This is a genomic window from Ruegeria sp. HKCCD4315 (assembly GCF_013112245.1).
Classification (GTDB): domain Bacteria; phylum Pseudomonadota; class Alphaproteobacteria; order Rhodobacterales; family Rhodobacteraceae; genus Ruegeria.
Genome location: NZ_WVRN01000001.1, coordinates 2,930,772 through 2,956,906, shown reverse-complemented (window position 1 = coordinate 2,956,906; position 26,135 = coordinate 2,930,772). Strand labels below are relative to the sequence as shown.

The 26,135-nt window shown below is 57.6% G+C and carries 25 protein-coding genes and 1 pseudogene; 19 read left to right on the top strand and 7 right to left on the bottom strand.

From position 1 onward, the window contains the following. Nucleotides 1-33: 33 nt before the first annotated feature. The 19 genes from secY (at nucleotide 34) to GS646_RS14540 (ending at nucleotide 19,058) form a co-directional block, all read left to right on the top strand. A complete protein-coding gene (gene secY / locus GS646_RS14630; protein WP_171091989.1) occupies nucleotides 34-1,398 on the top strand; it encodes a preprotein translocase subunit SecY in 1,365 nt (454 codons plus the stop codon). Then, complete coding sequence (locus GS646_RS14625; protein ID WP_171091987.1) at nucleotides 1,395-1,970, top strand: adenylate kinase; 576 nt, start codon at nucleotides 1,395-1,397, stop codon at nucleotides 1,968-1,970. Before secY ends, GS646_RS14625 begins: the two co-directional genes overlap by 4 nt. Before the next feature lie 201 nt (nucleotides 1,971-2,171). Continuing rightward, on the top strand, nucleotides 2,172-2,540 hold the full coding sequence (gene rpsM / locus GS646_RS14620; protein ID WP_170332212.1) for a 30S ribosomal protein S13: 369 nt from the start codon (nucleotides 2,172-2,174) through the stop codon (nucleotides 2,538-2,540). A 15-nt stretch (nucleotides 2,541-2,555) separates the two neighbouring features. Further along, nucleotides 2,556-2,945: a 30S ribosomal protein S11 gene (gene rpsK, locus GS646_RS14615; protein ID WP_008757289.1), complete on the top strand. Its 390-nt coding sequence runs from the start codon at nucleotides 2,556-2,558 to the stop codon at nucleotides 2,943-2,945. A 114-nt stretch (nucleotides 2,946-3,059) separates the two neighbouring features. Next, nucleotides 3,060-4,076: a DNA-directed RNA polymerase subunit alpha gene (locus GS646_RS14610; protein ID WP_050605850.1), complete on the top strand. Its 1,017-nt coding sequence runs from the start codon at nucleotides 3,060-3,062 to the stop codon at nucleotides 4,074-4,076. A 117-nt stretch (nucleotides 4,077-4,193) separates the two neighbouring features. Then, the gene (rplQ, locus tag GS646_RS14605; protein WP_170387757.1) at nucleotides 4,194-4,616 is read left to right on the top strand and encodes a 50S ribosomal protein L17; all 423 of its coding nucleotides are present in this window, start codon (nucleotides 4,194-4,196) and stop codon (nucleotides 4,614-4,616) included. Nucleotides 4,617-4,758: 142 nt separating this feature from the next. Next, entirely contained in the window at nucleotides 4,759-6,081 is a 1,323-nt protein-coding gene (locus GS646_RS14600; protein WP_171648971.1) for a DUF3300 domain-containing protein, read from the top strand. 1 nt (nucleotide 6,082) lies between these two features. Continuing rightward, complete coding sequence (locus tag GS646_RS14595; RefSeq protein ID WP_171648969.1) at nucleotides 6,083-6,973, top strand: DUF2950 family protein; 891 nt, start codon at nucleotides 6,083-6,085, stop codon at nucleotides 6,971-6,973. 123 nt (nucleotides 6,974-7,096) lie between these two features. Continuing rightward, complete coding sequence (locus GS646_RS14590; protein ID WP_171648967.1) at nucleotides 7,097-8,152, top strand: TauD/TfdA family dioxygenase; 1,056 nt, start codon at nucleotides 7,097-7,099, stop codon at nucleotides 8,150-8,152. Nucleotides 8,153-8,226: 74 nt separating this feature from the next. Further along, the gene (locus tag GS646_RS14585; RefSeq protein ID WP_171186649.1) at nucleotides 8,227-9,612 is read left to right on the top strand and encodes a trypsin-like peptidase domain-containing protein; all 1,386 of its coding nucleotides are present in this window, start codon (nucleotides 8,227-8,229) and stop codon (nucleotides 9,610-9,612) included. A gap of 3 nt (nucleotides 9,613-9,615) precedes the next feature. Continuing rightward, a complete protein-coding gene (locus GS646_RS14580) occupies nucleotides 9,616-10,926 on the top strand; it encodes a replication-associated recombination protein A (protein WP_171186647.1) in 1,311 nt (436 codons plus the stop codon). 98 nt (nucleotides 10,927-11,024) lie between these two features. Then, a complete protein-coding gene (locus tag GS646_RS14575; RefSeq protein WP_171186645.1) occupies nucleotides 11,025-11,831 on the top strand; it encodes a crotonase/enoyl-CoA hydratase family protein in 807 nt (268 codons plus the stop codon). Between the two features lie 120 nt (nucleotides 11,832-11,951). Then, the gene (locus GS646_RS14570) at nucleotides 11,952-12,995 is read left to right on the top strand and encodes an RluA family pseudouridine synthase (RefSeq protein WP_171186686.1); all 1,044 of its coding nucleotides are present in this window, start codon (nucleotides 11,952-11,954) and stop codon (nucleotides 12,993-12,995) included. Then, entirely contained in the window at nucleotides 12,992-13,663 is a 672-nt protein-coding gene (locus GS646_RS14565) for an HAD-IA family hydrolase (RefSeq protein ID WP_171186643.1), read from the top strand. Before GS646_RS14570 ends, GS646_RS14565 begins: the two co-directional genes overlap by 4 nt. A 3-nt stretch (nucleotides 13,664-13,666) precedes the next feature. Next, on the top strand, nucleotides 13,667-14,374 hold the full coding sequence (locus GS646_RS14560; protein ID WP_171186641.1) for an ATP12 family chaperone protein: 708 nt from the start codon (nucleotides 13,667-13,669) through the stop codon (nucleotides 14,372-14,374). A gap of 205 nt (nucleotides 14,375-14,579) precedes the next feature. Beyond that, entirely contained in the window at nucleotides 14,580-15,596 is a 1,017-nt protein-coding gene (locus GS646_RS14555) for an amino acid ABC transporter substrate-binding protein (RefSeq protein WP_171186639.1), read from the top strand. A gap of 123 nt (nucleotides 15,597-15,719) precedes the next feature. Then, nucleotides 15,720-16,952 carry an amino acid ABC transporter permease gene (locus GS646_RS14550; protein ID WP_171186637.1) on the top strand — a complete coding sequence of 411 codons (1,233 nt, stop codon included), beginning with the start codon at nucleotides 15,720-15,722 and terminating at the stop codon, nucleotides 16,950-16,952. Nucleotides 16,953-16,955: 3 nt separating this feature from the next. Beyond that, nucleotides 16,956-18,254, top strand: a complete 1,299-nt coding sequence (locus GS646_RS14545) for an amino acid ABC transporter permease (protein ID WP_171091965.1) — start codon at nucleotides 16,956-16,958, stop codon at nucleotides 18,252-18,254. Nucleotides 18,255-18,266: 12 nt separating this feature from the next. Further along, nucleotides 18,267-19,058: an amino acid ABC transporter ATP-binding protein gene (locus GS646_RS14540; protein ID WP_171091963.1), complete on the top strand. Its 792-nt coding sequence runs from the start codon at nucleotides 18,267-18,269 to the stop codon at nucleotides 19,056-19,058. A gap of 45 nt (nucleotides 19,059-19,103) precedes the next feature. Here GS646_RS14540 and GS646_RS14535 read toward each other — a convergent pair whose 3' ends face one another. From GS646_RS14535 to GS646_RS14505, 7 genes and pseudogenes are all read right to left on the bottom strand, one after another. Then, entirely contained in the window at nucleotides 19,104-19,601 is a 498-nt protein-coding gene (locus GS646_RS14535) for a histidine phosphatase family protein (protein WP_171186635.1), read from the bottom strand. Beyond that, nucleotides 19,598-20,284 carry a ferredoxin gene (locus tag GS646_RS14530; protein ID WP_171186632.1) on the bottom strand — a complete coding sequence of 229 codons (687 nt, stop codon included), beginning with the start codon at nucleotides 20,282-20,284 and terminating at the stop codon, nucleotides 19,598-19,600. Before GS646_RS14530 ends, GS646_RS14535 begins: the two co-directional genes overlap by 4 nt. Nucleotides 20,285-20,306: 22 nt before the next feature. After that, a complete protein-coding gene (gene argB / locus GS646_RS14525; RefSeq protein ID WP_171648965.1) occupies nucleotides 20,307-21,170 on the bottom strand; it encodes an acetylglutamate kinase in 864 nt (287 codons plus the stop codon). Between the two features lie 60 nt (nucleotides 21,171-21,230). Then, entirely contained in the window at nucleotides 21,231-21,884 is a 654-nt protein-coding gene (yihA, locus tag GS646_RS14520; protein WP_171186628.1) for a ribosome biogenesis GTP-binding protein YihA/YsxC, read from the bottom strand. Further along, complete coding sequence (locus GS646_RS14515; protein ID WP_171186626.1) at nucleotides 21,881-22,618, bottom strand: MOSC domain-containing protein; 738 nt, start codon at nucleotides 22,616-22,618, stop codon at nucleotides 21,881-21,883. The genes yihA and GS646_RS14515 overlap by 4 nt, the downstream gene beginning before the upstream one ends. Beyond that, entirely contained in the window at nucleotides 22,615-24,444 is a 1,830-nt protein-coding gene (yidC, locus tag GS646_RS14510) for a membrane protein insertase YidC (RefSeq protein WP_171186624.1), read from the bottom strand. Before yidC ends, GS646_RS14515 begins: the two co-directional genes overlap by 4 nt. A 126-nt stretch (nucleotides 24,445-24,570) precedes the next feature. Further along, nucleotides 24,571-25,971 (bottom strand): annotated as a pseudogene (locus GS646_RS14505) (putative bifunctional diguanylate cyclase/phosphodiesterase). Nucleotides 25,972-26,135: the final 164 nt, after the last annotated feature.

The following is a 26,135-nucleotide window of genomic DNA, read 5'->3' as shown; positions in this document are numbered from 1 at the left end:
TCCGGGCGGCGTTTGCATAAGAGAGACCGATTTATGGTATCAGCAGCAGAACAAATGGCAGCCAATACAAGCTGGGCTGCTTTGGGCAAAGCCACCGATCTGCGCAACCGCATCCTGTTCACGCTGGGTTTGCTGATCGTCTATCGTCTGGGCACCTTTATTCCGGTGCCGGGGATCGACGGGCAAGCGCTGCGCGAATTCATGGAACAGGCGGGGCAAGGCATCGGCGGCATGGTTTCGATGTTCACCGGCGGAGCGCTGGGGCGGATGGGTATCTTTGCCCTCGGCATCATGCCCTATATTTCGGCCTCGATCATCGTGCAGCTGCTGACATCCATGGTTCCCGCGCTTGAGCAACTCAAGAAAGAGGGCGAACAGGGCCGCAAGAAAATCAACCAGTACACCCGCTTCGGCACCGTGGCTCTGGCCACTGTGCAGGCTTATGGTCTGGCGGTCTCGCTGGAAGCAGGGGATCTGGCGACCGATCCGGGCATGTTCTTCCGTATGTCGACCATGATTACCCTGGTCGGCGGCACCATGTTCCTGATGTGGTTGGGTGAACAGATCACCGCGCGCGGTATCGGCAATGGTATCTCTTTGATCATCTTCGTCGGCATCATCGCCGAGGTTCCCGCCGCGCTGGCGCAGTTCTTTGCCTCGGGACGTTCGGGCGCCATCAGCCCCGCAGTGATCGTTGGCGTGATCGTCATGGTCATCGCTGTGATCACTTTTGTGGTCTTTATGGAACGTGCGTTGCGCAAGGTTCACATTCAGTATCCGCGTCGTCAGGCCGGTATGAAAGTCTACGAAGGCGGCTCCAGCCACCTGCCGGTCAAAGTGAACCCGGCGGGCGTGATCCCTGCGATCTTTGCCAGCTCGTTGCTGCTGCTGCCGGTAACGATCTCAACCTTCTCGGCAGGTGCTGCGAACGGACCGATCATGTCGTGGATGCTGGCCAATTTCGGCCCCGGACAGCCGCTGTATCTGTTGTTCTTCGCTTCGATGATCGTGTTCTTTGCGTATTTCTATACGTTCAACGTGTCGTTCAAGCCCGATGACGTGGCGGACAACCTGAAAAAGCAAAACGGTTTTGTGCCGGGTATCCGTCCGGGTAAAAAGACCGCCGAGTATCTGGAATACGTGGTCAACCGTGTTCTGGTTCTGGGCTCGGCCTATCTGGCGGCGGTCTGCCTGTTGCCCGAGATTCTGCGAAACCAGTTCGCTATCCCGTTCTATTTCGGCGGCACCTCGGTTCTGATTATTGTCTCTGTAACCATGGATACAATCCAACAGGTTCAGAGCCATCTGCTGGCGCATCAATACGAAGGGCTGATTGAAAAGTCCCAACTGCGCGGTAAGAGCAAGAAACGCGGCAGGAAGGGACCCGCTCGTCGATGAACATCATTCTTTTGGGCCCCCCGGGGGCAGGCAAGGGCACGCAAGCGCAGCATCTGGTTGAAACCCGCGGCATGGTGCAACTGAGCACCGGCGACATGTTGCGCGAAGCCAAGACCAGCGGAACGGAGATGGGCCAGAAAGTTGCCGAGATCATGGACTCGGGCCAACTGGTCACCGACGAGATCGTGATCGGCCTGATCGAAGAAAAGCTGACGACCGAAAAGGGTGCAGGCTTTATCTTTGATGGCTTCCCGCGCACACTGGCGCAGGCTGACGCTTTGGCGGCTTTGCTGACCAAGATGGGCCAGTCGCTGCACACGGTGATCGAAATGCGCGTCGACGACGAGGTTCTGGTGCAGCGCATCGTTGGCCGCGCTGAAGAGGCGCGCGCGGCGGGCAAGCCGGTGCGGGCGGACGACAACGAAGACAGCGTTCGTATTCGCCTGATGGAGTACTACAAAAAGACTTCTCCGTTGATTGGGTATTATCATGCCAAGGGCGACCTGCGCCCGGTCAATGGTCTGGCCAGCATCGAAGAAGTCACCGCCTCGATCGAGGCGATTCTCGGCTGACTTCAGGTTGGGGCTTGACGCCCCTTCCAAAAGCCCATATCGACCCCCATCCCTTTAGGGAATCAAGACCGCACGCGGGATTCGTCCCAAATGCCCCGACCACCTCGAATAATGCTGAACCCTCTGGCCACACTGCCAAGGTAAAGCGTTGTGAAAAAAGGTTCTGGAGTTACGGAACCGCAACGAAAAGGAAAGTGACACGTGGCACGTATTGCCGGCGTAAACATCCCGACTGCCAAGCGGGTACCTATCGCCCTCACATATATCACCGGAATCGGCAACACCTCGGCCAAAGCGATCTGCGAAGCCGTGGGCATTGAAGCGACCCGTCGCGTCAACGAACTGTCCGACGCCGAAGTTCTGAAAATCCGTGAATACATCGACGAAAACTTCACCGTCGAAGGTGACCTGCGTCGTGAAGTTCAGATGAACGTCAAGCGCCTGATGGACCTGGGCTGCTACCGCGGTCTGCGTCACCGCCGCAACCTGCCGGTTCGCGGTCAGCGCACCCACACCAACGCTCGTACCCGCAAAGGCCCCGCAAAGGCCATCGCTGGTAAGAAGAAATAAGGGAGGGTCTGACTGATGGCACGTGACAAGACTCGCGTTAAGCGCAAAGAGCGTAAGAACATCGCATCGGGCGTTGCCCATGTGAATTCGACCTTCAACAACACTAAGATCCTGATCTCGGACGTGCAGGGCAACGCCATTTCGTGGTCGTCTGCCGGTACCATGGGCTTCAAGGGATCGCGGAAATCGACCCCCTACGCCGCTCAGATGGCTGCAGAAGATGCAGGCAAAAAGGCGCAGGAACATGGCGTCAAGACGCTGGAAGTCGAAGTTCAGGGCCCCGGTTCGGGTCGTGAATCGGCTCTGCGCGCGCTGGCTGCCGTGGGCTTCAACATCACGTCGATCCGCGACGTGACCCCGATTGCTCACAACGGCTGCCGCCCGCCGAAGCGTCGCCGCGTCTAAGCGATTTTGAATTGAGCTGGGGCTGTGTTCGTGCACGGCCCCAGCACGTCATTTTGAACCTCGGGCGTCTGCACCTTGTTGGTCATGGGGCGCGGACAGGAATGGAGGGATTACATGATCCACAAGAATTGGGCAGAATTGATCAAGCCGACCCAGCTGGAAGCCAAGCCGGGCAACGATCCCGCACGTCAGGCGACCCTGGTTGCCGAACCGCTGGAGCGTGGCTTTGGTCTGACCCTGGGCAACGCCCTGCGCCGCGTTCTGATGAGCTCGCTGCAAGGTGCGGCCATCACCAGCGTTCAGATCGACAACGTCCTGCACGAGTTTTCCTCGGTCGCAGGTGTTCGTGAAGACGTTACCGATATCATTCTGAACCTCAAGCAGGTTGCCCTGCGCATGGAAGTCGAAGGCCCCAAGCGCCTGTCGATCAATGCCAAAGGCCCGGCAATTGTCACTGCGGGTGACATCAGCGAAAGCGCTGGCATCGAGGTTCTGAACCGCGATCACGTCATCTGTCACCTGGACGATGGCGCCGATCTGTTCATGGAACTGACCGTCAACACCGGCAAAGGCTATGTCTCGGCTGAGAAGAACAAGCCCGAGGATGCACCTATCGGTCTGATCCCGATCGACGCGATCTATTCGCCGGTCAAAAAGGTTGCCTACGACGTTCAGCCGACCCGTGAAGGTCAGGTTCTGGACTATGACAAGCTGACCCTGAAGATCGAAACCGATGGTTCGATCACACCGGAAGACGCGTTGGCCTTTGCTGCTCGCATCCTGCAGGATCAGCTGTCGATCTTCGTCAACTTCGACGAGCCGGAATCGGCAAGCCGTCAGGACGAGGACGATGGTCTGGAGTTCAACCCGCTGCTGCTGAAGAAAGTGGACGAGCTGGAACTGTCGGTCCGTTCGGCAAACTGCCTGAAGAACGACAACATCGTTTACATCGGCGATCTGATCCAGAAAACCGAAGCCGAGATGCTGCGCACCCCGAACTTCGGCCGCAAGTCGCTGAACGAGATCAAAGAAGTGCTGTCCGGCATGGGTCTGCACCTCGGCATGGATGTCGAGGATTGGCCGCCTGACAACATCGAAGATCTGGCCAAGAAATTCGAAGACGCGTTCTAAACGCGTCTTCCCCAATGCCCGGGTTTCCGGGGACGACATGGGCACTTCCGCCCCAAGGAGAGCCGGTGACACGCATCGCCGGCCAGACAAAGCAAAACGCAAGATAGGAATTGAAAAATGCGTCACGCACGTGGTTACCGCCGCCTGAACCGTACTCATGAGCACCGTAAAGCTCTGTTTGCGAACATGGCTGGCTCGCTCATCGAGCATGAGCAAATCAAGACAACTCTGCCCAAGGCAAAAGAACTGCGCCCGATCATCGAAAAGCTGGTCACTCTGGGCAAGCGCGGCGACCTGCACGCCCGCCGTCAGGCCGCGGCACAGCTGAAAGAAGACAAAGACGTCGCGAAGCTGTTCGAAGTTCTGGGCCCCCGCTACGCCGAGCGTCAGGGCGGTTATGTCCGCATCCTGAAAGCTGGCTTCCGTTATGGCGACATGGCCCCGATGGCGATCATCGAATTCGTTGATCGTGACATCGACGCCAAAGGCGCGGCAGACAAAGCCCGCGTTGCCGCCGAAGAGGCCGCAGACGAAGAATAAGAAAGCACGGCTTTCTGATTTTTGGCCCCCGCGTCCCTGACGCGGGGGTTTTTGTTGTTTTTAGAATCGTGGCGCATGTTCCGAGATTTGTTGCCAGAATCATGAACTTGGGCGATCCTCAAAGAAATTGAAGGATCGCAATATGTTTAGATATCTGATTTTTGCGCCCCTGTTTTGCGCAAGCACTGCGCTTTTCGCGCAGGAAACAACGGATGAAACGACCGAGGCGGCGTCGCAAGAAACAACTGACCTTCTGACCGACGCAGAACTGCAAACTCTGGTCGCGCCGGTTGCCTTGTATCCGGATACTCTGCTCATCCAGATACTTGTCGCCTCGACCCAGCCGCTAGAGATTGTGAAGGCCGAGCGTTTTCTGATCGACAACGCGGACCGAGACCCGGCTGAGCTTGAACCTGAAATCGAGGCCATGGGTTGGGACCCGTCGGTCAGCGTGCTTGCAACAGCGTTCCCCGAAGTCGTTGGGCAAATGGCGACGCATGTCGACTGGACCGAAACAATGGGAACAGCAATGCTGGCCCAATCAGACGATGTGATGGATGCCGTCCAGGTGATGCGGGATCAGGCAATCGACAGCGGTGCACTGGTGTCCGGCCCGGAACAAACGGTTGAGGTTGAAGAGGATGAAACCGTCGTCATCACACCGACCAACACGGAAACCGTTTATGTTCCCCAATACGATCCCGCGACGGTGTATACCGGGCCATCAACCGGTGACGTTGTGGGGGCCGCTCTGCTTACCTTTGGCACGGTGGCGTTGATTGACGAGATTTTCGACGATGACGATGATTGGTACGATTATTGGGGGTGCCGAAACTGCGGTGGATGGGGCGGTGGCCCGATCTACAGAAACCCGAATATCGACATAGACGTCGATGGTAACGTCAATATCGGTAACAACATTAATCGCAAAGATGTTGAATGGAAGCCTGATACGAACCGTCAGCAACAAGCGCGGAACAAAATCGCCGATCACAAACGCACTGGCGGCGGTGCCGGAACATTGCCCGTTGACCGGCCAAATGGCCGCACAGATGAGCTGCGCTCAAAGCTCAGCCGAGAATCCGGGGCTGCCGACATAAGTCGCGACGGCTCGGGCGCTGCGGCATTGGCGGCCGGGGCGGGCGCCGGGGCGATTGCGGGTGGTGCACTGGCCAACCGCGGCAATGATAAGCAACTGCCCAAGGTCAATCGGGGGAATGTCGACACTGACAGAGCCGCCGCGAAACAGAAGGCTGTGGACAGAACCAAGCAATCCTCTGGTGCCGCCAAGAAGCCGGTTAAAAGCAACGCGAAGACCGCCAAGAAACCTCAGGCCCAAAGGGCTGCAGTTCAGCAGAAAAAACCTGCGGCCAAAGGGAAAGCCATGCAAAAGAAAGCGTCCGGCAAGAGAACCCACAGCGCGTCAAAACGCGGGCACGCGGCCAAGGGAAAGCGGAGGAGATAAGATGCGGAATTTCATAGTTTCTTCTGCCATTCTTTTGATCACGGCGAGCACAGCGGCATCCGAGGGTGCCCGATACAACAGCCCGCAAGCGGCTTTGGATGCGTTTGTCGGTGCTCTCAAGTCGGGTGATCGGGACCAGTTGCTGGACGTGTTTGGGGCTGAAGCCGAAGACTTGCTTGCAACCGGCGACCCCGAAGAAGACCGCGCCAGACGAGAGGAAGTGCTTGGCATGTATGCCGAGGGCTATCGTTTCCAGCCGGACGAGGACGGTGTTGTCGTCTTGCTGGGGGAAGACAGCTGGCCCTTCCCAATCCCGATTTCTCGGGCTGGTGAGGAATGGCACTTTGACCTCGAAGCGGGCATCGAAGAAGTTTCGGCCCGCGAGATTGGCTTGAATGAGCTGGAAGTGATGGAATTGCTTGATGCTTATGTCGATCTTCAGGCCGCGTTCCGTTTGGCCGACCATAATGGCGACGGTGTGATGGAATTCGCGCGCAACATCATTTCCGACCCGGGTGTTAAAGATGGTCTGTTCTGGCCCGAGGAAGACAGCTTTGTCGGCGCCGCACTTGCGCGGGCGGTGGCTTCTGGGTGGAGTGACGGCGAAGAGGACTACGAACCTGAACCCTTCCTGGGTTATTACTATACGATCCTTCAGGGACAGGGACCCAATGCTCCGGGTGGTGCGTATTCGTACTTTGTTGGGGATCATTTTGTAGCAGGTCATGCGCTGTTGGCTGTTCCTTCCGAGTATGGCGAGACCGGAATTCACTCGTTTCTGGTAGGTGAGAACGGGATCATTTTCGAGGCGGACTTGGGTCCTGACACGCTGGAACGCGCGGAGGGTATCCTAGAATATGACCCAGGCCCTGACTGGACCCCTGCCGAGTAGAACCCGAACCGTTCGAGCAAGCACACCGAATTGGTGTCGTGTTTTTACAAGTTTCGGTGACTTCAGGTGATGACCTGTGCTTTCTCACAAGCGAACATGCGGAAAGCGTGAGGAGAGGCAGCGATGACCGTGTTTTCTGAATTACCGGCGCAAATCTCCGGTCCATCTGTTTGGACCGGACGGGAAATGGTAGCGCGGCAGAATGAATGGTTGTTGCATCTGAGCCCTGAGGATGTCGCAGACCTTGAGCAAGCCGCGCGCCACTATCAAAGCTTGGGGCGGGATATCGGCGAAATCACCAAAACAGATTTTCCGCTGCGCCGGTTCGACCGCCATCTTGAGACTCTAAGAGACACGCTGATCAACGGTATTGGGTTCGAAGTGATCCGGGGCCTGCCGGTCGAGACTTATTCTCAGGAAATGGCCGCCGCGATCTTCTGCGGGGTGGGTGCCCATTTGGGATCGGCACGATCCCAAAATGCGCAGGGGCATATTCTGGGTCATGTCCGGGATATTGGTGCGGACGCAAGTGACCCGAACACGCGGATCTATCAGACCCACGAGCGCCAGACATTTCACACAGACAGTGCCGATATCGTGGGGCTTTTGTGTCTTCGGGACGCCAAAGAGGGCGGGGATTCACTGCTGGTCAGCGCTGAAGCCATCTATAACCGGATGCGCAACGAATGCCCGGACCTGCTGGAGCGATTGTTCGACCCGATAGCAACCGACCGGCGCGGTGAAGTGCCGGAAGGCATGCAGCCCTTTATGACTATTCCGCCCTTCAACTGGCATGATGGCAAGCTGACCGTATTCTATCAGCGACAGTACATCGACAGCGCGCAGCGGTTTCCCGAAGCCATGCGCCTGACCCCAGAGCATGTCGCTGCTTTGGACAAGTTCGACTCCTTGTCGAACGACTCAGATCTATATCTGACCATGCGGTTGCAACCAGGCGACATGCAATTTGTCTACAACCATTCTCAGTTACACGACCGGACGGGTTTTGTGGACTGGCCTGATCCGGCCAAGCGTCGGCATCTTTTTCGCCTATGGCTCTCACCCGACGGAGACCGGGAGTTACCTGACGTTTTCAAGCAGCGCTACGGGTCGATCGAAGTGGGCAATCGGGGTGGGATCATTACAAAAGGGACCCGCCTGCACGCGCCACTGGATTGAGCACGCCGGACAGGTGCTTGCATTAGCGCGCCCGTAGTCGCATATCCTACGCAGCTTTTGAGGTAGAGGTATCCATGCTTCGCGCGACACTAATCGCTTTGACCTGTGCAGTTTCCACATTTGCGACGGCTGAAACACGTGTGCCGCAGTCGCAGGCCGAGATTTCGCTGGGCTTTGCTCCTGTGGTAAAAAAAGCCTCTCCTGCGGTCGTGAATATCTATGCCAAGATCGTGCGGCAGGGGCGCGCCAGCCCGTTCTTTTCGGACCCGTTTTTCAAAGACTTCTTTGGCCGCGGCTTTGGCACGCCACAGCCGCGTGTTCAAAACTCGTTGGGTTCTGGGGTGATCCTGTCCGATGACGGCTATGTCGTGTCCAACTATCACGTGGTTGGGTCCGCAACAGAGATTCGGGTCGTCACCACGGACCGACGCGAGTTTTCGGCCACTGTTGTTTTGGGCCATGAACAAAGCGATATTGCGATCCTGCGTTTGGACGAGGCCGAAAACCTGCCTTTCCTAAGCCTGCGGGATTCCGATCAGGTTGAGGTGGGCGAACTGGCCCTGGCCATTGGGAACCCCTTTGGTGTGGGGCAAACCGTGTCCTCGGGTATCATCTCGGGTCTGGCGCGCACGGGAACGGCAACGGGCAACGGTCGCGGGTATTTCATTCAGACGGATGCGGCGATCAACCCGGGTAATTCCGGCGGCGCATTGATCGACGTGAATGGTGATCTGATCGGGATCAACACGTCGATCCTGACGCGGTCAGGTGGTTCCAACGGTATCGGCTTTGCCATCCCGGCAAATTTGGTGGCCGAGTTCCTGAAACAGGCGCAGCAAGGCAATGACAGCTTTGTCAGCCCTTGGGCGGGAATGTCGGGTCAGCACATGAGCGCGGATATCGCGGAATCTTTGGGGCTGGTTATCCCGCTGGGCGTTGTGATCTCGGACCTGCATGACCTCAGCCCGCTGCGCGAGGCGGGGCTGAAGGTGGGCGATGTTGTCACCCATGTAGACGGGGACGAGGTGAACTCCCCCGCTGAAATGAAGTTCCGCATGTCTATTGCGGGTGTGGGGGGAAGCTCGGTTCTGACGCGGCTGCGCGGCGACCAAAGCGATGAGGTCGAGGTGGCCTTGATCAAAGCACCTGAAACACCCGCTGCCGAAGAAACCGCGCTGGACGATACGACAGTTTTGCCGGGTTTGATCGTGTCTCGGATCAATCCGGCGGTGATCACCAAGCTGGGCCTGCCCCTGTCCCTGACCGGCGTTGTTGTGGTTGATCCGGGCCCTTATGGCGCGCGGGCCGGGTTACGACCCGGCGATGTGATCGAGACAATCAACGCGGTTGATATTCAGCGCCCTGGTGACGTTGAACGCGCGATGACGAACCCGGGACGCCGCGTGCAGATGGGTCTTCAACGCGAGGGCCGGTCCGTGTCCTTGCGATTCCGGCTGTAACGTATGAGCGATCTGTTCGACACCGGGCCAACCGAACCCGTCGATGCCCCGCACCGCCCTTTGGCAGATCGATTGCGGCCCCAATCACTGGGCGACGTCATCGGTCAGGAGCAGGTGCTGGGGCCGGAAGCTCCGCTGGGTGTGATGCTGGCAGCGGGCAGTCTGTCCAGCCTGATCTTCTGGGGTCCGCCCGGGGTAGGAAAGACGACCATAGCGCGGCTTTTGGCGCAGGAAACCGATCTGCATTTTGTCCAGATCAGTGCGATCTTCACGGGTGTACCTGACCTGAAGAAGGTCTTCGAGGCCGCAAAGATTCGCCGTCAAAACGGGCAGGGGACGCTGTTGTTCGTGGACGAGATCCACCGTTTCAACAAGGCGCAGCAAGACGGGTTTCTACCCCATATGGAAGACGGCACCATCCTGTTGGTCGGTGCCACAACCGAAAACCCGTCATTTGAACTGAATGCAGCTGTGCTAAGCCGGTCGCAGGTTCTGGTACTGGAACGCCTCAGCCTTGCCGACCTTGAGCGCCTGACGCAGCGCGCCGAGAAAGAGCTGGACCGCGCATTGCCTTTGACCCCAGCTGCGCGCGATGCGTTGCAGGAAATGGCCGATGGTGATGGGCGGGCGTTGCTGAACCTGATCGAACAAGTCTCGGCCTGGAAAGTGGACGCGCCGCTGGATCCCGATGCATTGTCGACGCGGCTGATGCGGCGGGCTGCGAAATACGACAAGTCGGGTGATGAGCATTACAACTTGATCTCGGCCCTGCATAAATCGGTACGTGGGTCTGACCCGGATGCTGCGCTGTACTGGTTCGCACGAATGCTAACCGGCGGCGAAGACCCGCGCTATCTGGCACGTCGGATCACGCGGATGGCGGTTGAGGATATCGGTCTGGCGGACCCTCAGGCGCAGGCCATTTGCCTCCAATCTTGGGAAACGTATGAACGGCTGGGGTCTCCCGAAGGGGAATTAGCGCTGGCGCAAGCCCTAGTTTACTTGGCGCTGGCTCCAAAATCCAACGGGGCTTATGTCGGCTACAAAGCGGCCATGCGACTGGCCAAACAATCCGGCAGCGAGCCACCGCCCAAACATATCCTGAACGCGCCTACTTCGCTGATGAAGGATCAGGGATATGGTGCGGGTTATTCTTATGACCATGACGCCGAGGATGGGTTTTCCGGTCAGAACTACTTCCCGGAAGCCATGAAACGCCCGGTCCTCTATCAACCGGTCGAACGCGGGTTCGAACGAGAGCTGAAAAAGCGCCTCGACTACTTTGCCAAGCTTCGGACACAGCGCAACAATTAGTTACGCAGGGTCAGTAATGGACATGCCGCCGCGTCACAGGCGACAGGTTCGCAATTGAACGCTTCCCTAGGGTCAATACCAGCAAGGGAGGACGGGAAATGCCGGTTTCAATTGAAAAGACCCAAGACGTCTGGACCATCATCCACGACAGGCCGGATGCACGAAATGCCGTTGATACGGAACACGCCGTGGCTCTGGTTGACGCGTTCCTAAGTTTTGAGGCCAGTTCTGCCAAAGCCGCAGTGTTCTGGGGCAAAGGCGGTAATTTCTGCGCAGGCTGGGATCTGAAACTCGCCGCCTCGCTGGCCGATCCTGAACTGCGTGAGGCTTATTTCGACAAGCATGCCTTTCCAATAGGTTCAGCCACTTCGACGCTAGGGCCGATGGGACCGTCCCGTTTGGAGCTTTCGAAACCTGTCATCGGTGCGATTGAGGGTGCCGCCGTGGCCGGTGGAATGGAGCTTGCCCTTTGGTGCGACATCCGTGTGATGGCGGAAACGGCATATCTGGGTGTTTATTGCCGCCGCTGGGGGATTACCCTGATGGATGGCGGCTCGGTCCGGTTGCCGCGTTTGGTGGGGCAAGGCAAAGCGCTGGAGATCGCGTTGACGGGTCGGAAAGTCGAGGCTGAGGAGTGTTATCGGATCGGGCTGGCGGAAAAAATTGTCCCGCAAGGTGAGGCGCGTTCTGTAGCTGAAGAAATGGCCCATGAAATCGCACGTTTTCCGCAAGAGGCTGTGCGGGCTGACCGCCGTTCGATCATCGAAACGCGGGGTATGCCGGTGCGCGAGGCGCTCAAGTTGGAGTGGGCCAACGGATTGGAGGCGATCCGTCGCGAAGGAACCTCGGGCGCGGGGCGTTTCCGGGACGGGGCGGGGCGACACGGGGATTTCTCGAACATCTGATCGCAACAGCCAGATACCTTGACTCTTGGTGCATTGCGCGCGACAGACGCCCATGATTTCTGGGACACGGACAAAGGCGCAATCCGGGCGGCTCACCCGCGCGGTGCAAGGGTTAATGGCATGAGTGGCGTACAGATGATTACAGTCGCTGAAGGGGATGGCGACCAGCGCGTTGACCGCTGGTTGCGCCGTCTGTTTCCGCATGTCAGTCAGGGCCGCATTGAAAAGATGTGCCGCAAGGGTGAACTGCGTGTCGATGGCAGCCGCGCCAAAGCCTCGACCCGGCTGGAGGTCGGGCAAGTGGTGCGTGTGCCGCCTTTGCCTGACGCGGATCATAAACCGGCTGAGGTCAAACATCGTATCTCGGATGCCGATGCCAAGATGATTCAGTCCTGTGTGATCTACCGCGATGATCACATTCTGGCGCTCAACAAGCCGCAGGGCCTGCCGGTTCAGGGCGGTAGCGGGCAGACCCGCCATGTCGACAGCCTGTCCGAAGCACTGCGGTTCGGTTATGAGGAGAACCCGCGTCTGGTCCATCGCCTGGACAAAGATACGTCAGGTGTTCTGCTGCTGGCCCGCACGCGTGAGGCCGCCAAGGGTCTGACGGCCGCTTTCCGTCACCGCGACACACGCAAGATCTATTGGGCGCTGGTTGCCGGTGTTCCGACGCCCTATTTGGGTGAGATCAAGACGGGCCTTGTCAAAGCACCGGGTCATGGCAAGCACGGCGAAGGCGAAAAGATGATCCCCGTGCATATGAACGAAATCGATAGCACGCCGGGCGCCAAACGCGCGCATACGCATTACGCTACTCTCTACCGTGTCGCCGGACGGGCTGCATGGGTCGCGATGGAGCCGATCACCGGGCGGACGCACCAGCTGCGGGCCCATATGGCGGCCATCGGGCATCCGATTATCGGGGATGGTAAATACGGCGGCTCGGGTCAGGAAAACCTTGGCGACGGCTGGGGCGCGCAACTTGGCGGGATCATTAGTAAAAAGCTTCACCTGCATGCGCGACGTCTGTCCTTTCAACACCCAATGACCCGCAAGCCTGTGACAGTCACGGCACCTTTGCCGGATCATATGAAGCACAGCTGGGATACGTTCGGGTGGACCGAAGATCTGGCTGCTGACGATCCGTTTGAGGATCTGCAATGAGCGCACCCTTACGGCTGGTTCTGTTCGATGTCGACGGCACATTGGTCGACAGTCAGGGCAGTATCGTTCACTCCATGGCAACCAGCTTTCAGGCTGCTTCGGTGCCTGTCCCGTCGCGCGACGCGATCCTTTCGATTGTTGGTCTGTCCTTGCCACACGCCATTGCGCGACTGGCACCGGATCAACCATCCTTGGTCCAGAGTGATCTGGTTGAAGGGTACAAAGAGGCTTACCACGCACATCGGCTTGACCTAGGGGCGGCCAGTTCGCCGCTTTATCCCGGCGCGCGTGAGGCGATTGAAGCATTGCACGCCGTACCCGAAGTGCTTTTGGGCGTCGCGACGGGAAAATCTCAGCGCGGTCTTGATGCGTTGATCGAGGCGCACGGGTTGGAGGCTTACTTCGTCACACGTCAGGTTGCAGATCATCACCCCTCCAAGCCGCACCCGTCGATGGTGCAAACCGCCTTGTCTGAAACCGGTGTTGATCCGGATTGCGCAGTGATGATTGGTGACACGAGCTTTGACATGGATATGGCTGCCGCGGCGGGTGTGCGCGGAATTGGGGTGACCTGGGGATACCATGATCGCTCGGCTTTGGCTTCGGCGACTTGCGTGATCGAGACATTTGACCAGTTGCCCACGGCGCTGGCTGGAATATGGAACTAGGAAATGAGCGACTGGAAACCAAAACGCTTTTGGAAAGAAAGTGCCGTTGTTGAAACTGATGGCGGGTTTACGGTTGAATTGGACGGTCGGCGCGTCAAAACACCTGCCAAAGAAGGTTTGGTCCTGCCGACCCGCACCATGGCCGACGCCGTTGCTGCTGAATGGGACGCACAGGACAAAGAGGTTGATCCAGCCTCAATGCCGTTCACCCGTTCCGCCAATGCTGCAATCGACAAAGTGCGCATTCAACACGCCGAGGTGGCGGACATGCTTGCCGATTATGGTGATTCAGATCTGCTGTGTTACCGGGCAACGCACCCGCAAGAGCTGCAAAACCGCCAAAGCGCCGAATGGGACCCCGCCCTTGACTGGGCCGCGGCAACCTTGTCGGCGCGTCTGGTGCCGGTCGCTGGGGTGCTGCACAAACCGCAAGCTGACCCTGCTCTTGAGACACTGCGTGCGCGCGTTCATGCGTTGGATTCGTTTCAACTGGCGGCTTTCCACGACTTGGTCAGCTTGTCAGGGTCATTGATTCTCGGGTTTGCCACGGCCATGGATTGGCGCGAACCGGACGAGATATGGCGCATTTCGCGACTGGACGAAACGTGGCAGATCGAACAATGGGGTCATGATGACGAGGCCCATGCGGTTGCCGAAACCAAAAGGATCGCGTTTTTACACGCAAAACGCTTCTTTGATATGTCGGTTTGAGCCTTATTTCCTGATATTTGGGCAAATGTTAAAAGACCTTGGTGCATGAACCATCGATTTCGATGATCGGCCCCTTGACGTTTGTTTATGAATACGCCCAAACTCAGTCCCACTAAAGGGGAGACGCCTTTGGGGTAACCTTTCCGGCATCCACTTGCCGGGCAGAGCCGCCTCGTAAGAGGTGGAAAATCAGGAAGAGGTAAAAATGAAAAAATCCGTAATCTTGGGCGCGGCAACGATTGCCGGTCTTGCAGCTGGCGCAGCCGCGGCAGGGACCGTTGACGACGTTAAAGCGCGCGGCAAGCTGAACTGTGGTGTGACCACCGGTCTGGTTGGCTTTGCTGCACCCGACGCAAATGGTGAATGGCAAGGCTTTGACGTGTCGTTGTGCCGTGCTGTTGCTGCTGCTGTTCTGGGCGATGCAAACGCTGTTGAGTTTGTTCCCACCACCGGTAAGACACGCTTTACCGCGCTGGCTTCTGGCGAAATCGACATGCTGGCCCGTAACACAACCTGGACCTTCAGCCGCGACGTCGACCTGAAGTTCGAATTCACCGGCGTGAACTACTATGATGGTCAGGGCTTCATGGTTCCCAAGGCGCTGGGCGTCAGCTCGGCGAAGGAACTGGACGGCGCAACCGTCTGCATCCAGACCGGTACCACCACCGAGCTGAACCTGGCGGACTTCTTCCGCTCGAACAACATCAGCTATGAGCCGGTTCCGATTGAAACCAACGCCGAAGCGCAGCAGCAGTATCTGGCCGGCGCATGTGACGTTTACACCACCGACGCATCTGGCCTGGCCGCAACCCGCGCCACGTTTGAAGCACCGGACGAGCACGTTCTGCTGCCCGAAATCATCTCGAAAGAGCCTCTGGGCCCGCTGGTTCGTCACGGCGACCACGAGTGGGGTGACGTTGTGCGCTGGACTCTGAACGCGCTGATCACTGCAGAAGAACTGGGTGTGACCTCGGCCAACATCGATGAGCTGAGCGCCGGCACCGACAACCCGGAAATCAACCGCCTGCTGGGTACCGAAGGTACTCTGGGTGAGATGCTGGGTCTGGACGCTGACTGGGCGGCCAAAGCCATCAAAGCGGGTGGCAACTATGGTGAAGTATTCGCCAAAAACATCGGTGAAGAGACACCGATTGGTCTGGCACGCGGTCTGAACGCACAGTGGACCGAAGGCGGCCTGCTGTACTCGCCGCCGTTCCGCTAAAACCTACGGAGAAGGGCGCAGGGCAACCTGCGCCCTCTTCACATCAAAGAGCTGCGGGAACATGCAGAGCGGGGACAAACCCGCCAAGACAAATAAAACCGCACGCTACGGGGATTTCAAAATATGTCGACTATGACTGATCCACCGAAAGCTGACTTTCGGTTGTCCATGCTCATTAACGACACCCGCTATCGCTCCCTGACGTTTCAGGTGATCGCGGCGATCGTTATTGCGCTTTCCATCTGGTATCTCGGTAATAACCTGATCCAGAACCTCCGGGCCGCTGGGCTCAACATTTCCTACTCTTTCCTAGGCGACCCATCCGGGTATGACATCAACCAGCGTCTGGTTGAATACGACAGCCAGTCCAGCCATGGGCGTGCTGCGGTTGTTGGTATTCTCAACACGCTGTTGGTCGCCTTTCTGGCGTGTATTACGGCTACGGTGTTCGGCGTTATCGCGGGTGTTCTGAGGCTTTCGAACAACTGGCTGGTGTCCAAATTGATGGCCGTCTATGTCGAGATCTTCCGGAATATTCCGGTTCTGATCTGGATCATCATCATCTTCACCATCATGACTGCCGTGTTGCCGGGACCGCGCGCGTTCCGGGGTGACAATGCAACATCCAGCATGTTGTTCGATGCTTTCGCCTTTACCAACAGGGGTGTCTATATTCCGCGCCCTGTGTTCGCAAACGGGCTATTTGGCGCGACCATTCTGAACTGGTTGATGGTCATCGTTGTTCTGATCGGCTCGTGGTTCGCGTCGCGAGAGATCGAAAAACGGGCTACTTTAAAACAAGAAGCAACAGGTGAACGCCCGAAAACGTTCTTGGTCAAGCTGGCTGTTTGGCTGGTGCCTTTTGCTCTGTTGATGCTGATCATGGGCCTGACCTGGGATATTCCCGCTTTGAAAGGCTTCAACTTCAGTGGTGGCATCAAGGTTGGCGGTCCGCTGATTGCGCTGTGGTTTGCCCTGTCTATCTACACTGGCGCATTTATCGCAGAGAACGTGCGCGCGGGTATTCAGGCGATCAGCAAAGGCCAAACCGAGGCTGCGGCCGCGTTGGGCCTGCGTCCAGGGCGGATTATGAACCTTGTTGTTCTGCCTCAGGCGCTGCGGGTCATCATTCCGCCGCTGATTTCGCAATATCTGAACATCACCAAAAACTCGTCGTTGGCAATTGCCGTTGGCTATGCGGATATCACCGCGACCCTAGGCGGCATCACACTGAACCAGACCGGTCGCGCGATCGAGTGTGTTCTGCTGCTGATGTTGTTCTACCTCACAGCTTCGTTGCTGATTTCGATGGGGATGAACATCTACAACGCCTCCGTTAAGTTGAAGGAGCGCTGAGCCATGAGTGATCAAACAACAAACCCGATCGCCTTTGTGGCCGAAGGCACTATCCCGCCTTCACCGCCACCGGCAAATGAAGTCGGAGTGGTCAAATGGCTGCGCGAGAACCTCTTCTCGGGCGTGACAAACACCATCCTGACGGTGTTGTCGTTGGTGCTGATCTACATTCTGTTGAAAAACACGTTGCCGTGGATTTTGAACGGGGTGTGGAATGCCAACTCTTTGGCGGAATGTCGTGAAATCCTGGACGGCAAGACCGGTGCCTGTTTCGCGGTTCTGACGGAACGCTGGCCTCAGCTGATCTATGGCTTCAAATACCCTGCCGAAGCTTATTGGAGACCGAACCTGGCTTTTGTGCTGATGCTGGTCGCCCTTGCTCCGGTGTTGTTCTTTGACTTGCCACGCAAGATGCTGCTGTTCACTGCGGTCTATCCGTTTGTGGCCTTCTGGCTGATTTGGGGGGGCACGATCTTGGTTCCTCTGGTGGCACTGGTAGGTTTCATCGCTGCGGGTGCTGTGTTCCAGAAGCTGGGCAACAACAGCTTCGCTGCCGGGTTCTTTGGCGCCATCGTGACTGCGCTGGTCATTTGGAACGTCGGCGGAGCACTGATCCCCGAAGACGCATCCGAGAATGCATGGCTCATAGCGGTCCCCAGCCGTGATCTGGGTGGCTTCATGCTGAACATGATGCTGGGCGTGACCTGTGTGTCTCTGTCCGTGCCGCTGGGCATCGCGCTGGCCTTGGGTCGTCAGTCGAACATGCCGCTGATCAAATGGGTCTGCGTTATCTTCATCGAATTCATCCGTGGCGTGCCTTTGATCACGCTGCTGTTTGTGGCTTCGGTGATGCTGGCGTATTTCTTCCCGCCTGACAGCACAGTCGACCTGTTCCTGCGTGTTGTGATCATGATCACCATGTTCTCAGCCGCCTATATCGCCGAGGTGATCCGCGGCGGTCTGGCAGCGCTTCCGCGTGGACAATACGAAGCAGCAGACAGTCTGGGTCTGGATTACCCGCAGGCGATGCGGCTGATCATCCTACCGCAGGCTCTGAAGATCTCGATCCCCGGGATCGTGAACGTGGCCGTGGGCCTGTTCAAGGACACCACACTGGTATCGGTCATCTCGATGTTCGATCTGGTGGGCATGATCCGGGGTCCCATCCTGGCGTCGACCGAATGGAACGGCGTCTATTGGGAGCTTCTGGGCTTTGCCGCGCTTCTGTTCTTCGTCGTCTGTTACGGCATCTCTCAATATTCTCAGTGGCTCGAGCGTCGCCTTGCCACAGATCATCGTTAAGGAGTTCAACACATGTCTGAACTTGCAATTGACCGCGAAATCGACCGCTCCAAAATGCAGGTGAGCGACGAGGTCGCCATCGAAATCAACGGCATGAATAAGTGGTACGGCTCGTTCCACGTGCTGCGCGACATCAATCTGACCGTCAATCAGGGCGAGCGGATTGTTATCGCGGGCCCGTCGGGTTCGGGTAAATCCACGCTGATCCGCTGCCTGAACGCGCTGGAAGAACACCAGCAGGGCAAGATCGTCGTGGACGGGATCGAGCTGTCGAATGACCTGAAAAACATCGACAAGATCCGGTCTGAGGTTGGCATGGTGTTTCAGCACTTCAACCTGTTCCCGCATCTGACCATTCTGGAAAACTGCACGCTGGCCCCGATCTGGGTGCGCAAGACGCCCAAGAAAGAGGCTGAAGAGCGCGCGATGCACTTCCTTGAGAAGGTGAAGATCCCCGATCAGGCTTTGAAGTACCCCGGTCAGTTGTCCGGTGGTCAGCAGCAGCGTGTGGCGATTGCCCGTTCGCTGTGCATGATGCCGCGGATCATGTTGTTCGACGAACCGACATCGGCGCTGGACCCCGAGATGATCAAAGAGGTGCTCGACACCATGATCGAACTGGCCGAAGAAGGCATGACCATGCTGTGTGTGACCCACGAGATGGGATTTGCCCGTCAGGTCGCCAACCGCGTGATCTTTATGGATGCCGGCCAGATCGTGGAACAGAACGAACCGGAAGAGTTCTTCAACAACCCACAGAGCGAACGGACCAAGCTGTTCCTCAGCCAGATTCTGGGTCACTAAGCGAGTTGAAACCAAAAGGAAGGCGGGGTGTTGCCCCGCCTTTTTCTATTCCGGCAATTCGCGCGGAATGACGAAGCCAAGAACCGTCCCGCTGTGCCTTTGAAGTTCGGCCCAACTGTCAACGTCAAATTCTATGACGGTTGTCGCGCAGGTTGGATAATCCAGAAACCGCGGATGTTTCGGGGCATCCTGAACCAATTGCTGCGCGAACTGGGCAATCCCCGGATTGTGTCCCAGCATCAAAACGGTTTGACCCTTCGCATCAAACAGCTGGCGTAACATCTGGTCGGGACTCGCCAGATAAAGCGCATCCTGAAAGCGGACATGCTCAGCTGTCATGCCCATCCTGTCCCAGGTTTCACGAGTTCGGGCCGAGGTTGAACTCAGTACTTCGTCCGGCGCCCATCCATGAACGCGCAGCCATTTGGCAATTGCGGGGGCCGACTTGCGCCCGCGCTTGTTCAGTGGACGCGCGTGGTCGTCCAGCATCGGGTTGTCCCAACTGGATTTGGCGTGGCGTGTCAGGATCAATGTGCGGGTCATGACGGGTGGAAAGACCTCATGTGATGGGCGGATTGTTCTGATGTGCGCGCCGCGCCTGCGCTAAGAGGGCAGGCAAGCCGGGCAAGACATCCGCCGGTCATGCAGGTCTGCCCTTGGGACGTGTCCAAATGGCTGTGGCAGGCCGAAACCTCATAGAACTCTTGCGCGTTCAGGGCTCCGACGGGGCAGGCTCGCGTACAGGGCGCGTCGCAAGTGGTGCAAGGGGATTGCCCGGTTGTGTTCGGGATGTCGAATTCGTCGGTAAAATGCAGTGCACCGCGATATGAGATCATCATGCCAACGGTATCGTGCACTAATGCACCCACCGGGCTGCTGAAGGTCCGCCCCGATTTCAGGGCCCAGTCGATGAAAGGGGCATAGGGCGGCCCGCCAAAAGGGAAATAGACTTCGGCACCAAGTTTCTGGGCCATCCCACCAATCACTCTGGTCGACCAACGGTCAACCGGGTCCGGGGCACCCCACTCGGGGGATGCCTTCAAGGCTCGCCAAAAGTCCCCTCCGGCCCCCAAAAGGACCAGCGTGCCTGTATCAAGCTGTTTGGCGTCTGTCTTACGGGGATGCAGAGCCCCCATAACAATCAGCCCCTCACGATGAGCCGATTCAATGATGTGGTCATAGGATACTGCATTTTGGTCAGAGGAAGGCTGCGCAAGGTTGGACATGTTTTTCCCTTCCTCAAACGGGTCAGTCCGGCCGTATCAGCGATCCGGCCCCGTGTTCCGTGAACAGCTCAAGCAATACAGCATTCGGCGCGCGCCCGTCCAAGATCACCACGGCCCGGACGCCGCTGTGCAAGGCATCCAGAGCAGTTTCAGTTTTGGGGATCATGCCGCCTGCAATCGTGCCCTCGCGGGTCATTTCGCGAATTTGCCCGGCCTTCAGTTCGGTCACAACATCTCCGGCGGCATTCTTGACGCCTGAGACATCGGTCAGCAGCAGCAGCCGGTCGGCTTTCAGGGCCGAAGCAATTGCGCCCGCCGCCGTATCGCCATTGACGTTGAATGTTTCACCATTGCGACCTGCGCCCAACGGAGCAATCACCGGGATTACGTCATATGAGAACAGGTCTTGCAGGATTTTGGGGTTCATTTCGGCAGGGCTGCCAACAAACCCCAGCGATGCGTCGGTTTGGTCACAAACCATCAGATTTGCATCCTTGCCAGACAGGCCAACTGCCGAGCCGCCCTGATCGTTGATCGCCTGGACAATGCGCTTGTTTACCAACCCGGACAAAACCATCTCGACCACTTCAACGGTGGCCGAATCTGTTACACGCTTGCCGTTCACGAATTCGGACTGGATATCCAGCTTGTCCAGCATCGAGTTGATCATCGGACCGCCCCCATGCACAACAACGGGGTTAACCCCAACCTGACGCATCAGAACCACGTCGCGGGCAAAGCTTTCCATCGCCTCATCGCTGCCCATCGCGTGACCGCCCAGCTTGATGACGACAATGGCCCCGTCATAGCGCTGCAGATAGGGCAGAGCGCTGTTGAGTGTGGCTGCGGTGGCGATCCAGTCCCGGTACATATCTCTTGTCTTCATGGCTAAAGTCCCTTTGGAGACCTGTGTTAGGGCCTTTGTCCGGCCCTGCCAAGTGTGAAGCTATTCCAGATGCGCAATGATGGACCGCAGGGTTGCGATACCGTCGCCTTTCTCGGAAGACGTCAGTACAATTTCCGGGAATGCTGCGGGGTGTTTGGACAGGGCGGCGCGTGTTTGGTCCAGCACCTTTTCGCGTTCCTTGGCCTTGACCTTGTCCGACTTGGTCAGAACGCATTGAAATGTCACGGCACTGGTGTCTAGCAGTTTCATGATCTCGGCATCAACCGGTTTCACGCCGTGGCGCGCATCGATCAGCACAAAGGCGCGACGCAAGGTCTGGCGACCACTGAGATACTGTTTCAGCAGTTTTTGCCACTTCTCCACCACTTTCAGCGGGGCGTTGGCGTAGCCATAGCCGGGTAAGTCCACCAGATAAAGCTCGGGGCCTTGGGTGAAAAAGTTGATCTCTTGCGTGCGACCGGGCGTGTTTGAGGCGCGCGCCAGACCCTTGGTTCCGGTTAGCGCGTTGATCAGGCTGGACTTGCCGACATTCGACCGGCCTGCAAAGCAGACCTCCAGCCGATCGGGGGCGGGCAGGCCGTTCATGGCGACCACGCCTTTGACAAATTCAGAAGGGCCCGCAAACAGCTTGCGCCCGCGTTCTTTGGAAAAATCATCCGGCTCTTCAGCCAGTGGAAACGGAAGCGATGTCATAGCACGCGCACCTCATCATTCAGGCGGACTTCACCACCCTGAATGACTTCGGCGTAAACACCGAAATCCTGATGGCCCCAATTGCTCAGCGCACCCAGAGTATCCGCGTCTCGCGTGCCTGTGTCAGGGTTGGCGGTGGTGGCCATGCAGCGGGTGATGCGTTCGCGGATACGGAACACGGCCTGCCCAATGCGGATGTCGCGACCCAGCCAGTCAAACTCTTCCCACAAGGGCAGACCGTCAACCCAGATGTTCCCGCGCCAGCGGATGGTGGACAGCGATTGTCCTAGCTTTTGCTCGACCGCGCGGTGGGATGCCATATTGCACAGGCTGATGGATGGGAAATCGCTATCCGTCATGCCACGTCCTGGAACCCGGACAATTCGGGCGGATGCTGCGCGGTCCGCTGGCATCAACGGCTTCACCCAATCCAGAAAAACCTCTTGTTCGGTATCCGGCTCAAACTGCAGATCAGGCCGGTTGGGGTGGCGGAGAGTCACTTGCTCTCCGTGCAACTCGGCCGAGATCGCCGCTAGCTCGGGTGCTTTTGCGACGCGGCTGAAATTCGAACACGGGGCCCAGTCCGAACCATCTGTCTTGGCCGCCTCATGAGCCACCGCCCAAACGCGATCCCCGGGCATGGTCTGCCCGGGGATGACTGTGACTTGGCTCAGCGCTTCTCGACCATGGCTTTTGATCGGGTGACGCCAGAGGTCTGAGACTGTGCCGCTCATTTGTTGTCCGTCTTCGGCGTTTTCTTGAAGCCGGACTTTATGTTCCCGAACACGTCCGGGGTATAGCCCTGACTGCGCATGATCAGATATTGCTGCGTGAACGTGATCGTGTTGTTCGCAATCCAGTAGACAACCAGACCGCTGGCGAAACCGCCCAGCATGAACATGAAGACCCAAGGCATCCAGGCAAAGATCATCGCTTGTGTAGCGTCGGTTGGTGCCGGGTTCAGCTTTTGCTGCAGCCACATCGAGATACCCAGCAAGAGCGGCAGAATACCGATGAAGATCAGCGCCATGAAGCTTTCGGGCGCGGGTGCGGCCCAGGGCAGCCAGCCAAAGAAGTTGAAGATCGAGGTCGGATCCGGCGCGCTCAGATCCTGGAACGGGCCGAACCAGGGGGCCTGACGCAGTTCGATCGTGACAAAGATCACCTTATACAGCGAGAAGAAGATCGGGATCTGCAACAGGATCGGCAAACAGCCCGCTGCCGGGTTCACCTTTTCCTTCTTGTACAGTTCCATCATGCCTTGCTGCATCTTCTGACGGTCGTCGCCAGCGGCCTCTTTCAGGGCCTCCATCTGCGGCTGCAGTTCCTTCATCTTCGCCATTGAGACGTAGGACTTGAACGCCAGCGGGAACAGGATCGCCTTGATGATCAGCGTCAGGCCGATGATCGACCAACCCATGTTGCCAATCAGCACGTTGATGTTGTGCAGCAGCCAAAAGATTGGTTTGGTCAGGAAGAAGAACCAGCCCCAATCAATGCTGTCGATGAATTTCTGAACACCTTCAGACTGGTATTCCTGAATGGCTTCCCATTCTTTTGCACCGGCAAATAGGCGTGTTGAGACCTGCTCGGTCGCACCCGGCGCTACGGTCAGCGTCGGCAGAACCGTTTCTGTCTGATAGATTTTGCGGCGCGAGTCATATTTGGCCGCCGCTTTGAATGCGGATCCCGGGTCGGGGATCAGAGTGGTCATCCAGTAGTGATCGGTAAATCCGATCCAGCCGTTTTCCTTGACCTGATAAACCTCGGCCTGCGCGCGCTCGTTAGGATCGATGTCGAAATCACGTACGTCGCCATAGTCCACTTCTGTAAGGGTGCCGTCAGCCATGCCGATAACACCCTCATGCAGAATGAAGAAGTTTTTCAGACCAGGCAGATCACCGTCTTCGCCGATGCCGTGGCGCGCCAGGATGCCATAAGGGGCCATTCCAACCTCGGCCTCGGTGGCATTTTCGACCGACTGCGTAACGCTGAACATATAGTTCTCATCCACCGAAATGGTGCGGCGGAAGGTCAGACCGTTACCATTGTCCCAAACAAGCGTCACAGGGCTGTCAACGCCAAGGGTCTCGCCCTGCTCAACGGACCAGATGGTGTTGGGGCCGGGAACGTCCGAGCCACTTAGGCCAGCACCGGGGGCCCAGCCGTACAGGGCATAATAAGCTGACTCGGTCCCCACCGGCGACAGCAGTTCGACAATTGGAGAATCGTCTGCCAGAGAGACCTTGTAGTCCTTCAGCGACAGCTCATCGATGCGCCCACCAGCCAGTGAAAGGCTGCCGGTCAGGCGCGGCGTGTCGATGTTGATCCGTGGCGCCTGGGCCTCGGGCTCTGCTTCCGTAGCGGCCGCAGTTGCTTCTCCTACAGTGCCCGTATCAGCAGCGCTTGGAGCCTGAACCTCATTGCCTTCGGCGCTGGTAATTTCAGCCTGTTCCGGTGCTGGTGTCGGTTCCGGCGGAGGGAACAGCACAAACCAGACCAGGATCACGAGAAAGCTGAGCGCAGTTGCGAGGATGAGGTTCTTGTTCTGATCGTCCATCGGGGACAGCCACCTTGAGCAGTGAAAGACACCCGCAGGGTTCAACAGAGTGCGGGCCCAAAGGTCAAGCGGAATCGCCCGTCATTTCGTCACGTACTGGTCTTCTTTGCCTCAATTCAGTGTTCATTAACCTGTTTCCCGTCCAATTTTGGGCACACCATCCAATTTGTTGCGATATGAAGTGATCCAGCCCTTGGTTTTTTCGAAAGGCATGGGCTTGCCAATGCCAAAGCCCTGAACGTGATCGCAACCCAATTGCGCCATGAGTGCATGCTCGTCCGGGGTTTCGACGCCTTCGGCCAGCGTTTCCAGATTCAAGCGTTCAGCCATGGTCAGAATGGCGCTGGCAAGCTGCTGTTGGCTGGGGTCTTGATCGGCTTTAGTGACAAAGGACCGGTCGATCTTTATGCGCGACACGTGAAACCGCTTGATGGACGCGATCGATGCATGGCCGGTTCCAAAATCATCCAAATCAATGCAGCACCCCATTGCAGCCAATCCGGTGACGTTACGGGTGATGACATCGTCTGGTCGACGAGAGAAAACGGTTTCAAGCACTTCGACAGCCAGCCTGTCGGGCGTCAGGTCGAATTGATCCAGCTCCCATTTCAAGCGGTCGATCAGGTCCGGGTCTCGCAATTCATCGGAAGAGAAATTGACCTCGATACGCGGTACATGAAAACTGGACTGATCTCAGTTGCGCATAGCTGAAAAAGCATAATACCGCACGGTCTGCCCCAACCGACCCATCAGATCGGCGTGTTCGGCAAACGGCAGAAAGACCTTAGGCCCCAGAATCCCCTTTTGGGGATGCTCCCACCGGGCCAACGCTTCGAAACCGGTAACGCGCCCGTTATCGGTCGAAATTTGTGGCTGAAACCATGGGCGAATTTCGCCGCTGTCCAAGGCGGTTTCAAATTCTTTGCGCAGATTGGTGCGCACCAGAGCGCGCCGCCGGGTCGCGGAAGAAAAGGCGCGTATCGTGGATGGCCCGTCTTGCTGTGCCTCAAGCAAGGCATTGTTTGCAGCGTCACGCCAGTCAATGGCCAATCCTTCAGGGAAGCTACTGCTCAAGCAGATCCCGATGGAACATGACATATAAACGCCTGTACCATTTAGCATGATAGGTTCTTCAATGGCCGATTGCATTCGGCCTGACATCTGGATGCAGGTCTCAAGGTCCAGTTGTCGCTTAGGGCGCAGGACCACCTTCATCTTGTTTTCGCCAATTTGCGTTGCACAGTCGCTGGTGCGGATCATGGACATGACACGTGCACAAAATTGCTGCGCGACATGGTTCGCGGCGGCCTGCCCGTGAAGATCGAGCAACGCGGTGTAATCATCCAGAACCACGGCAAAACACGCGGAGTCTTCACCCGTGCGACGGGTTTCGGCAAACACCTCGTTCAGCGCGGATGCAAAGTGATCGTTTGACAAAAGTCCAGTCGCAGACCTGCGTCGAGGACTGGACCGGGTGTTCGAAAACGCCCCGATCCCGGCGACGGCCAGAGGCAGGCCCAATGCCATCGAAACCAAGGCGCGCTCGCCCCCAAGCCAGAATGCGCCCAGACTGAGTGCCGGAACAAACGCAAGTGCAGCTGGGCCGTTCAGAATGGGTTTCAATGATTGAATAAAACGGTCGAAGGTAGAGTGGTTCCGCATCGTGCTTTGGGCCTTGGGCAAGAATGACA